Annotated in this window: 9 protein-coding genes; 5 read left to right on the forward strand and 4 right to left on the reverse strand. The window is 51.2% G+C overall.

The window, feature by feature from the left end; translation table 11 throughout:
- The first annotated feature begins 15 nt into the window (after positions 1-15).
- From hisB to B2R29_RS12585, 5 genes are all read left to right on the forward strand, one after another.
- On the forward strand, positions 16-606 hold the full coding sequence (hisB, locus tag B2R29_RS12565; RefSeq protein WP_068443808.1) for an imidazoleglycerol-phosphate dehydratase HisB: 591 nt from the start codon (positions 16-18) through the stop codon (positions 604-606).
- Positions 607-609: 3 nt separating this feature from the next.
- Positions 610-1254, forward strand: a complete 645-nt coding sequence (gene hisH, locus B2R29_RS12570; protein ID WP_301181382.1) for an imidazole glycerol phosphate synthase subunit HisH — start codon at positions 610-612, stop codon at positions 1252-1254.
- Positions 1255-1309: 55 nt separating this feature from the next.
- Positions 1310-2050, forward strand: coding sequence for a 1-(5-phosphoribosyl)-5-[(5-phosphoribosylamino)methylideneamino]imidazole-4-carboxamide isomerase (gene hisA / locus B2R29_RS12575; protein ID WP_301181383.1), 741 nt, complete (start codon positions 1310-1312; stop codon positions 2048-2050).
- A gap of 2 nt (positions 2051-2052) precedes the next feature.
- Positions 2053-2811, forward strand: a complete 759-nt coding sequence (gene hisF / locus B2R29_RS12580; protein WP_301181384.1) for an imidazole glycerol phosphate synthase subunit HisF — start codon at positions 2053-2055, stop codon at positions 2809-2811.
- A gap of 162 nt (positions 2812-2973) precedes the next feature.
- Positions 2974-4581, forward strand: a complete 1608-nt coding sequence (locus tag B2R29_RS12585) for a methyl-accepting chemotaxis protein (protein ID WP_301181385.1) — start codon at positions 2974-2976, stop codon at positions 4579-4581.
- Positions 4582-4638: 57 nt separating this feature from the next.
- Here the strand turns inward: B2R29_RS12585 and B2R29_RS12590 are convergent, their stop codons facing one another.
- The 4 genes from B2R29_RS12590 to B2R29_RS12605 all read right to left on the reverse strand — a co-directional run bounded on the left by B2R29_RS12590 (position 4639) and on the right by B2R29_RS12605 (position 10366).
- Positions 4639-5733: an OmpA family protein gene (locus B2R29_RS12590; RefSeq protein ID WP_301181386.1), complete on the reverse strand. Its 1095-nt coding sequence runs from the start codon at positions 5731-5733 to the stop codon at positions 4639-4641.
- 168 nt (positions 5734-5901) lie between these two features.
- Entirely contained in the window at positions 5902-6378 is a 477-nt protein-coding gene (locus tag B2R29_RS12595) for a hypothetical protein (RefSeq protein ID WP_301181387.1), read from the reverse strand.
- A gap of 89 nt (positions 6379-6467) precedes the next feature.
- Positions 6468-8579 (reverse strand): metallophosphoesterase, encoded by a 2112-nt coding sequence (locus B2R29_RS12600; protein ID WP_301181388.1) that lies wholly within the window; start codon positions 8577-8579, stop codon positions 6468-6470.
- Complete coding sequence (locus B2R29_RS12605) at positions 8576-10366, reverse strand: alkaline phosphatase D family protein (protein WP_301181389.1); 1791 nt, start codon at positions 10364-10366, stop codon at positions 8576-8578. The genes B2R29_RS12600 and B2R29_RS12605 overlap by 4 nt, the downstream gene beginning before the upstream one ends.
- Positions 10367-10619 lie beyond the last annotated feature (253 nt).

A 10619-nucleotide genomic window follows, 5' to 3' on the forward strand; every position in this document is an offset into this window, starting at 1 on the left:
GGAGACAATCTCATTATGGCACGCACGGCGTCAGTAGAGCGTAACACGCTGGAAACCCAGATCACCGTTAAGATTAACCTTGATGGCACGGGTCAGGCCAAATTCGATACAGGTGTTCCGTTCCTTGAGCACATGATGGATCAGATCGCGCGCCATGGCCTGATTGATCTGGACATCACCTGCAAGGGTGATACGCACATCGATGACCACCACACGGTGGAAGATATCGGTATTACGCTCGGACAAGCGTTCGCGCAGGCAATCGGCGATAAAAAAGGCATCGTTCGCTACGGTCATTCATATGTGCCGCTGGACGAAGCTTTATCGCGTGTTGTGATTGATTTCTCCGGGCGTCCTGGTCTTGATATGAAAGTTGATTTCACGCGCGCTGCTATCGGCCGCCTTGATACCCAACTCTTCTGGGAATTCTTCCAGGGGTTTGTAAATCACGCCAAAGTGACACTGCACATCGATAACCTCAAAGGCTTCAATGCGCACCACCAGGCCGAGACGATCTTTAAGGCGTTTGGCAGAGCGCTGCGCATGGCGGTAGAGCAAGATCCGCGGATGGCGGGTGTGACACCATCGACCAAGGGTAGCCTTTAAGTCATGACCAGTAAGATTTGTGCCGTTATAGATTACGGCATGGGCAACCTGCACTCTGCGCATGGTGCACTTCAGAGCGTGGCACCTGATACTCAGGTCCTGGTGACAGGTGACCCTGAAGTCATACTCAAGGCCGATCACGTGGTGCTACCTGGCGTGGGTGCAATCCGTGACTGTATGGCTGAAATACATGCGCAGGGGATAGATGCGGTTGTTCGCGAAGTCGCTGCTACTAAACCATTGCTCGGTATCTGTGTTGGTTTGCAGGCCATGATGGAGCGCAGCGAAGAGAATGGTGGTGTCGATTGCCTTGGCCTGTTCCGCGGCCAGGTTAAGTATTTTGGTGATGACCTGAGAGAAAACGGTGAGCGACTTAAAGTGCCTCACATGGGTTGGAACACTGTCTCTCAGGGTAAACACCCTCTCTGGACAGGCATCGCAGATGATACCCGCTTCTATTTCGTGCATTCCTATCACGTGAAGGCAGAAGATGAGGAGCAGGTGAAAGGCCATGGTCATTATGGGGTCGACTTTGCTGCAGCCATGGGACAGGACAACGTCTTTGCCGTGCAGTTTCACCCTGAAAAAAGCCACAATGCCGGTCTCGCATTGCTCAAGAACTTCCTGAACTGGGATGGCCAGTCCTGATCTGGCTACCCGGTTAACGATTCAAATTTAAGGTTACTCTTTTAAGGTTACTCTCATGCTCGTTATTCCCGCTATTGATCTCAAAGATGGCCAGTGCGTTCGCCTGCGTCAGGGCCGAATGGATGACTCTACCGTGTTTGGTGATGATCCTGTGTCTATGGCGAAGCGTTGGGTCGATGCGGGCTGTCGTCGTCTGCACCTCGTCGATCTGAACGGTGCCTTTGCTGGTGAGCCGGTAAATGGCGAAGCAGTCACCTCAATTGCCAAAGCATTCCCTGACCTGCCGATTCAGATTGGTGGCGGTATCCGCTCACTGGAAACCATTGAGCATTACATCAAAGCGGGTGTGAACTACGTCATCATCGGTACCAAAGCCGTCAAAGAACCTGCGTTCGTAAAAGAAGCCTGTGATGCTTTCCCGGGTCACGTGATTGTCGGTCTGGATGCGCAGGACGGTTTTGTGGCGACAGACGGTTGGGCTGAAGTCTCTGAAGTTAAAGCCGTCGATCTGGCGAAACAGTTCCGTAACGATGGTGTATCAGCCATTGTGTATACCGACATCGCTCGCGACGGCATGATGCAGGGCGTGAACGTTGAAGCGACCGTTCAGCTGGCGGAAGAAGGTGGTATCCCTGTGATTGCTTCAGGCGGTGTTACCAATATCGAAGATATCCGTCAGCTGTCGAAAGTGGCGTCCCGCGGTATTCTGGGTGCGATCACCGGCCGTGCAATTTATGAAGGCACGCTGGATGTTGCTGAAGCTCAGGCTCTTTCAGACGAACTCACAGGTAAATAAACATGGCTCTGGCGAAGCGCATTATTCCGTGTCTGGATGTTGACAAAGGTCGCGTTGTAAAAGGCGTGAATTTCGTTGGTATCCGCGATGCGGGTGACCCGGTCGAAATTGCGAAGCGCTACAACGATCAGGGCGCTGATGAGATTACCTTCCTCGATATTACGGCCAGCCACGAAGAGCGTGAAACCACCGTACACATGGTTGAAGCGATTGCCGAGCAGGTGTTTATACCATTAACGGTCGGCGGCGGAATTCGCGAAATTGCCGATATCCGCAATATGTTGAACGCCGGTGCGGATAAGGTTTCGATTAACTCTGCCGCGGTTTATAACCCGGACTTTGTTCGCGCAGCGGCGGACAAGTTTGGCTCGCAGTGCATTGTGGTCGCGATTGATGCTAAGCAGGTTGATGATCACTGGGAAATTTTTACCCACGGTGGTCGCAAACCAACTGGCATTAATGCGGTGGAATGGGCTGTAAAAATGGCTGATTTTGGTGCCGGTGAAATCCTGCTGACCAGTATGGATCGTGATGGAGTGAAAACCGGCTTTGATCTGGGCGTTACTAAAGCGATCTCTGATGCGGTCAATATCCCTGTCATCGCCTCTGGCGGTGTGGGTAACCTCGATCATCTGGTTGATGGCGTCAAACTGGGCGGTGCAGACGCTGTTCTTGCTGCCAGTATTTTCCATTTTGGCGAATATACCGTTCAGCAGGCGAAAGAGCACATGGCTGAAGCTGGCATCGAAATGCGCCTTTAATTAAGTTTGTCTTTATTTGCCACACCTTGGTGGCCTGACTGGCCACCGAATTCCTGCCAATCCTGATAAAAGCGTCTACTCTGAAGGCAAAGCTGCTTCTTTCTTTATGTGAGAGCGGCACACCTTCTAACTGAACTCTGCCCGCAGGCTGAGAGTGGCGCAATGACTCAATTTCAATCCGTGAAGTGGAAGATACTGACGCCGATGATCCTGGTTTTCCTGCTGATCATGGTGTTTATCAACCTGTATTCCTCACATCAACAGAAAGCGCGTCTTTTAGAGACTACCGAGCAGCATCTTAACCAGGTGCTCGACAATTACCTTGATGGCATCAATATGTTGATGCTGACCGGCAGTATGGCGAGCCGGGATACTCTGAGAGATAAGTTCGCTCAGCAGGATGGGGTTGAAGAGGTCAGGGTACTGCGTGCTGAGGCGGTGAATAAAGTCTTCGGCCCCGGGTTTCCAAGCGAGAAACCTCAGGACGAATACGACCGTCGCGCCTTGAACGGCGAAGCTGTGTCGTTCGTCGAGACCGTGAATGGCGAACGGAAATTAACCGTCATCGAGCCTTACATTGCCGTTGAAAATCGTCATGGTACCAATTGCCTCGGGTGTCATCAGGTTGCAGAAGGCACCGTCTTGGGAGCCGGACGTATTACCTACTCTCTGGCAGCGGAAGACAGTCAGGTGCTGGGTGATCTTATCAACAGTAGCATGATGAATGCTGTGCTTATGATCGCCGGACTCTCCGGGATTTACTTTGTGATTTATCGGATCGTGATTCAACCACTTCGTCGTCTTGAAAAAACGATGGGCCAGATAGGCACTAATTCCGATCTGACATTGCGTGTAAACCTCGGCACCAATGACGAATTCAGCCGGGTAGAAGAAGCCACAAATCGCATGCTGAATAGCTTTCAGCCGGCAATCAGTGATTTGTCTCATACTATGTCTGAACTATCGGGGGTGTCAGGCGAGCTGGCATTGATCACCCGTGAGACACGGGATGGTATGGGTGAGCAGCAGCGCGAAAGTAAAGATCTGCTGGTGGCGGTAGAAGAGTTATCGGACGCTGCAGGGCGCGTGAACGAAAGTGCGGTAAATGCTGAAACAGCGGCCGTATCAGCGAAAGAGAATGCCGAGGGCGGTAGCGAAGTCGTTGTTCAGGTGACAGGTACGATTCAGGAGCTGGCGGCAGAAGTTGAGAACGCCGTGACGGTTGTACGGCAACTCGCTGAAGATACGCAAGGGATTGGCCATGTGGCCAAGTCGATCAATGAAATTGCAGAGCAGACTAACCTGCTTGCCCTGAATGCGGCGATTGAAGCGGCTCGTGCGGGCGAGCAGGGGCGCGGCTTTGCGGTAGTTGCTGATGAAGTGCGAAGTCTGGCAATCCGCACTCAGGATTCGACCAAAGAGATTAATGATATTATCGAACGACTTGTCAAAGTGTCAGAGAAAGCGGTTCAGGTGATGGATGCCAGTAAAGACCGTGCGCAGCAGGGCGTGCAGGATACTGAGCGTGCACGCGAAGCGCTTCATCAGATCGCAACAGGCGTTGAAAATATCCGATCAATGAACAGCAGGATTTCTGCGGCGGCAGATAACCAGAATAATGTGGTGTCGCGAATTAACGAGAATATTCGTGTGATCAGTCAGGCATCAGAGCAAACCCTGAGTGCATCAGGAAGAACCTTTGAGCACAGCAATGATCTTGGTCAGATAGTGCATCGGCTGCGGGAAATTGTTGAGCGTTTCAGGGTGTGATTCATACGTTCTGATAATAAAAATGGCCGCGATTGCGGCCATTTTTATTGTCGACTGTTATTTCTTAACAGCGAGTTCTACACGGCGGTTCTGGGCCCGGCCTTCTGCTGTATCGTTGGACGCAACAGGGTTGGCCTCACCATAACCTTTCGCGCTTAGCTTATCTGCACTAACGCCTTTTTCGACCAGGTAAGTACGCACAGACTGCGCGCGATCTTCACTGATTCGCTGGTTCAGCGCATCGCTACCGCGACTGTCGGTGTACGCCTGAATTTCGATCATCAGATCAGGATAGCGCTTCAGTTCTTTAGCAACATCATCAAGAATGGCTTCACTGTTTTCAGTCAGTTGCGCAGAACCTGTTTCGAAGAAAACACCTTGAAGCTTGCCGTCGAAGTCTGGGCAGCCGTCACCGTCGACCATAGTACCTTGCGGTGTGTCTGAGCACTTATCTTTGCGGTCAGGGACGCCGTCTTTATCAGTATCCAGCTTTGCAGCGATGCGGGCTTTTTCAGCAGCCAGTTCGGCGGCACGGCGAGCATCTTCCTCGGCTTTCGCGCGTTCTGCCGCTGCAGCTGCATGGGCAGCTTCGACGTCGTCGGTCATATTGTTTGCGGCTTCATCGCGTGATGAAGTAACGCTGTTGCTACCAAAGCGCATGCCGGCTTCCAGCACATAATTATTGTGCTCAATGTCTTCATTAACCATATCGTCGTAACGATACTCAGCACGTGCGAAGAAGGTATCGGTCGCCGCCAGTTGAAGGCCTGCGCCGACACTCACCAGAGCGTTCTCCTGAGCAAAATCGTTCAGCTCTGCCTTGCCATAGCCAAGGCCAGCGCTCACGTATGGCTGAATCATATCGTCACCGAAAAAATGAAGACCACTAACGCGAGCCTGCTGAACATCGGCGCGGCCATCAATCTGATCTGGAGATGGCTGTACGATACTGAGTTCAACCGCAGTGTCGCTATTCAGCATATAACCGGCTGAGAGTTCCAGGTCGTAGCTGTGTTTGATGTAGTCATCGAAGTATTCGTTGGTGACCTCGTGGTCGGTGTGGGCACCACCAAAAGTCACGTAATAAGGGTTTTCGGCCAGTGCAGTAACGCTGATCGAAGAAATAACTGTAGCGAGTAAAGTGCGTTTCACGGGTAGTCCATCCATATTATAAATTAATACAGCCTGTATAGGGTGGCCGTGCTTTAATTGACTGGGCGCTAGTGAAACAGTTCAAAAAAAAATAAAAAATTCATAAAAAACCCGAAAATGAATTTCGGGTTTTCGATTGTTTTGAAATCTTAATAAAGTTCCTGTTAATTACAGATCCTGAAGGATTTCGGACTTCTTCTGAGAATATTCTTCCCCTGTAATCAGATCGTCATCTCTTAGGTTCTGAAGTATCTCAAGGCGCTCTTTGATGGATTTTTCTTTTTTCTTCTCTTTCTTGCCACTAGAGGTATCCGGTCGCTTGTTCTGCTGCAGGCAATCGTATAACTCAGCCTCGAGAGTGACTTTGTTTACTGTTTTTATGCCACCGGCGAGCGTCGGCTTGCGGAAGCGGGACTCGCTACTGTCGAGAATAAGAATGCTGTCGGCCCGAGTTTCAGCAGCCTCTTTTTTTAGTTTATTCAGAGCCTTTTCCCGAGAGTTATCGCTCACTTCGAGAGTTTCAATCAAATTGCAGCCTTGAGCCTCTTTTGCAGTGATTTCATTGACGCTTACGGCGTTTGCAGTACTACTGAATGCGATCAGGATAAGGCCTATACCTGAATACTGAATAGCGGCACGTTTCATATGTTATCTCTGTGGTTAGGTATCTTCAGAATCTTGCCTCATGATACCTGAAGGCGATTATCTCTACGATACTCGCCCAGAATGGCACTTCAGAGCAGCGTGTCGAGCAGATTCCTGATCGCCGATGTCACTCCTCCAATTAAGTTGTTCAGAATACCAGTAACCGGTGGAAGAACACGAACATCCAATTGGTAACCTATATCTCGTGTCGCATTCTGCAGTACGTCCGACAATAAATTACCGGGAAGTACTGCATTTTCAGCGATCGGTGATGGTGCCTGCTCCAGTAGCAGTACCTTGAGTACGATAACGTCAAATGCGCTATTGATACTGCCTACCAATGCTTCAACACCATTACCCGGTTTTAGCGTGCTCACCTCGCTCAGTACCTGGCTGACGCCAAAGGTGATGGTACTTAACACCTCCGTGATGCCGCCCAGCAGTGGTAGCGGTTCAGTGCCTTCAGCTACCGCGTCCAGAATATTGTTCAAGTTGAATGTCAGTTGCACCAGTGGCCCGAGCAGTAAGGCAATATCCTGCTCGATTCCTTGTGGACTTTCGGAGCCGCCTACGCCTTCTGCAAAGCCGTTAAAGGCGCTACCCAGCTGGTCAAACGGTGCAGGAAGGGCACTGGTATCAATATCGGCAAGTCGTTCAGCAGCAAGCCGGATAGCGTCAATGGCGATCGCGCTGTCATCATTGGAACCTGTCAGCGTGGATGCGGTGGCATCAATACTCATTAACAGTGCATCTATTCCACCAATAATATCGGCGATTATTACTCGACTATCTTCGTCTGGGTTGCTCGCATTGAGTTGATTCAGTCCGCTGACCAGAGCGTCACGGAAGACACCTGCAATTCCATCGAAGCTGACTTCGGTGTTTTCTCCTGCAATAGGAACCTGAACGGCCAACGGCGTTGCTGAGAAATCACGTCCACGGGCGATGCCGACGGGGTCTTTTTGGGCAAGGCAGTTGGTGTAAGCCGGAGTTAGCGTACCCTCGGGGCTCAGGACGCCAAGGCCTTCGATTTCTGGTTCAACCGTATAAACTTCCATGCACATTTGAGCCGGTGTCCCGTTGACCGGATTGGCCTCTGACGCTTTCATCCAGAAGAAGCCATAGGTGTCTCCGCGTTGGAACATGGCGGCATTTCTTTGCATATCCGTCAGCGAACGGAATTTGCCCGCAGCGCCACTCACTACCTGCTGGGTGCGCCCGCACTCAGCGGTGGGTTCCAGCAACTGTAGGTCATGATCGTGGCCGGTCATGATGTAGTCGGCGTAATCACATACGCCTTCCTCGAGAAAGTCTTTCCATCGTTGACCTGCAGCCATCGGTAGCAATAAGCCCGGAATACCATCATAGAAGCCTGCATTACCATGAGAGCCATTTGAGAGGTATGGATGATGAGCAATAGCGACTTTAAATAAGGCCTCAGATGAGATCAGTTGATCCTGCGCCCAGATGAGTTGCTGCATGCCATATGTCTGCCATGAGTAACGGGCGTCTGCGTCGGCGAATGCACTGGCAATCGGGTTCGAGTCCAGCGTTACGATGTTTAGCAAAGGTTTGCCTTCTCGTGTGGTTGGCATTGCAGTTGTGGGCATCGCTTCGGTATTAATCGCGTAGTAGCGGTTGGGCATGTACCAGCGTGGACTACCGTCGCCACGCTCGTAGTCGATGTAGGTGTATTCCACCTGAAAATCACCGCGATAATTGCCCATGCCGTCGCCACCAACATAGCCAGTGTTGTCATGATTTCCGAGGGCCATATAGAAAGGCAAATCGCCGATGGGCGCGAAAGGGGCCTCGAACTTATCAATGAATTGAGCGTCGTCGACGGAGCTGACGCCGTCTTCGTAAATATTGTCACCAAACCCCATTACGAATTCGCATGCGCCCTCGCCCTGAGCTGCTTTCACATCGCATACATCCCGAATGGCCTGGCCTACCGCGTAGTGGCCCGGACTACCTGTGCCTGAATCTCCCATAGCAATAAACTGTGTTGTGGCGACGGCCTCGGGCTCAGGTACGGACTCGTTATCAAGGTCTATCCCGGGTGCGAGTTCCGTATCATTGATGTCAGTGGGAGCAGGTTCCCCATCTGCACTGCCAATACGGCCGCTGTTATCTTGTCCATTACAGCCAAGCAGAATGAAACACAGGCTGCTTAGTAAAAAAGTACGTTGTATTGTCATACGGTAGTCTCCCGGCGATGTACTTGTGCCCAGGTATTTGCCAGTGACTGCTGGTTTTCAGCGCGCGCTTCTGGGGCACGAAAATTAGTTTGAGCAATCCGTGCGCGAGTTGGTGTCAGGTTATCTTCCTGGAGGCGGTAGCGCTTGCCGTTTTGTTTTGCATCTACTTTGACTAACTTGGTTTTGCTGTTGTCGAGGTCACCGGCTCGCGAAGGGTCTGCGATAGAGGTGACGTAGTAGTATTCCGCTTGGGTGCGCTGGCGAGTTGCGTCCGTTACTACAAAGCCACGGGTTTCGAGTTCTGAGTATTTAATGTGTGGGTTGGCGATACTGATTGCTGTTGAAACCGCTGGGCTCGTGCCCTCCGGAAAGCCCGGTGAGGTAACAGATGGCGTGACGAATTCAACGGCCAATGCCTCATCCGTCAGGTCACCAATCAGCGTTGCAGGATTGCGGTAGATTTCATTGGCCCACGAGGTATGAATGTCCCCGGTAAAGACAATAACGTTATCAATGTTGTTCTCTTCGATGTGAGAAAGAACGCGGTTGCGGGATGCGGTGTAGCCGTCCCATTGATCCATATTCAGGCCCTGCTGAAGCGTCCCGAAAGGTAAAATCTCACTTAAGGCATCAGGGGTGGGTAGCTCAGCAATATTCAACTGAGCGAACATGACTTGCTGTCCGATCATGCGCCATACGGACTGCGACTGTGTCATGCCATCTAGCCACCAGTTCATTTGTTGGTCACTGATCAGTTTTCGGTCAGGCGCGTTATTATCCAAGCCCACAGGCGATGATACTTGCTGATCCCGGCCCTCAAGGCGTGTATCGAGCATCCATAGATCTATAAGGTCGCCATACTGGAAGCTGCGCCAAATAGACTCAGGGTCTTCAGGTTTTTCCCGTACCGGCATCCATTCCATGTAGGCTTGAATGGCGCGTGCTTTGCGACTTGGCCAGTCACCTTCTGATTCCGGCTGGTGGTTCTCGGCACCATCTTTGTAGCTGTCATTGGTGCTCTCGTGATCATCCCAGATACAGATCATCGGGTACTGCTGATGAATTGCCTGAAGGTGGGTATCTGTTTTGTACTGTGCATGCCGGATGCGGTAATCACTCAGGCTGACGATCTCGTTCGCGGGCTCGTGACTTCTGTTGGGTACCGAAGGGTCGTCGTAAGTACCCGGAGCATACTCATACAGGTAATCGCCCAGATGAAGAACAAAATCGAGATCCCAACGGTTTACGTCAGCTAACGCCTGATAGGCAGAAAAATGACCGTAGGCGTAGTTAGCACAGGAAACCGTAGCAAATCGAGCGCGCTCTATGCGTTGTGTTTTTGCAGGGAAGGTACGTGTTCTGCCGACTGGAGAAACCACGTTACCTGCGCCAAAACTGAAGTAATACCAGGTGTCCGGGTCCAGACCGCTGGCATCAACTTTAACTGTGTAATCGCGCTGAGCGAGTGCGACTGTATTGATGATGGTTGGGTCCGTCATTTCTGGCGTCCGGCTCACCATCAGGGTGACTGGAATACTGGCGGGCGCTTGCGGACCGCTCAATGCAGGGCTGACGCGGGTCCAGAGAATGACTCTGTCTGCCTGTGGATCGCCCGATGCGACACCGTGGTTAAAGGCGACATCGATAATGTCTGGCGCCTGTTCGATTCCATCGACAATGGGTGTGGATATTGGCTCTTCCGTGGTGTTCTCAGAGGAATCTTTGCATCCCGCAATAGATATAAACGGCAAAGTCGCAACGCTGCCGACAAAATCACGACGTTTCATATTTTCATTTCATAATGGGTTGTTTGACCGGGCCATTGTGAAAAATAAATATGACAGGGGTTGGGTCGATTTGTAGGAGAGTTGTGTCCCTGAATTGGTTACAAAATATAACGATCAGCCTATGAATTTCTGACGAAGAGAAATCAACTTCGAGTCGTTATGTTATTGCGGATACCATGTTCTATAGCGCTGGAAATGTGTGAAGAGAAAATAAAAAAGGCCGGCATAAGCCGTAATGCTGTTCACTTAAGCG

This window comes from Thalassolituus sp. UBA3500, assembly GCF_002377545.1.
Lineage (GTDB): Bacteria > Pseudomonadota > Gammaproteobacteria > Pseudomonadales > Oceanobacteraceae > Thalassolituus.

Bases quoted from the DNA above. Each gene is read 5' to 3' on its own strand.
- hisB (WP_068443808.1), top strand. From the start codon at position 16: ATGGCACGCACGGCGTCAGTAGAGCGTAACACGCTGGAAACCCAGATC.
- hisH (WP_301181382.1), top strand. From the start codon at position 610: ATGACCAGTAAGATTTGTGCCGTTATAGATTACGGCATGGGCAACCTG.
- hisA (WP_301181383.1), top strand. From the start codon at position 1,310: ATGCTCGTTATTCCCGCTATTGATCTCAAAGATGGCCAGTGCGTTCGC.
- hisF (WP_301181384.1), top strand. From the start codon at position 2,053: ATGGCTCTGGCGAAGCGCATTATTCCGTGTCTGGATGTTGACAAAGGT.
- B2R29_RS12585 (WP_301181385.1), top strand. From the start codon at position 2,974: ATGACTCAATTTCAATCCGTGAAGTGGAAGATACTGACGCCGATGATC.
- B2R29_RS12595 (WP_301181387.1), bottom strand. From the start codon at position 6,378: ATGAAACGTGCCGCTATTCAGTATTCAGGTATAGGCCTTATCCTGATC.
- B2R29_RS12600 (WP_301181388.1), bottom strand. From the start codon at position 8,579: ATGACAATACAACGTACTTTTTTACTAAGCAGCCTGTGTTTCATTCTG.
- B2R29_RS12605 (WP_301181389.1), bottom strand. From the start codon at position 10,366: ATGAAACGTCGTGATTTTGTCGGCAGCGTTGCGACTTTGCCGTTTATA.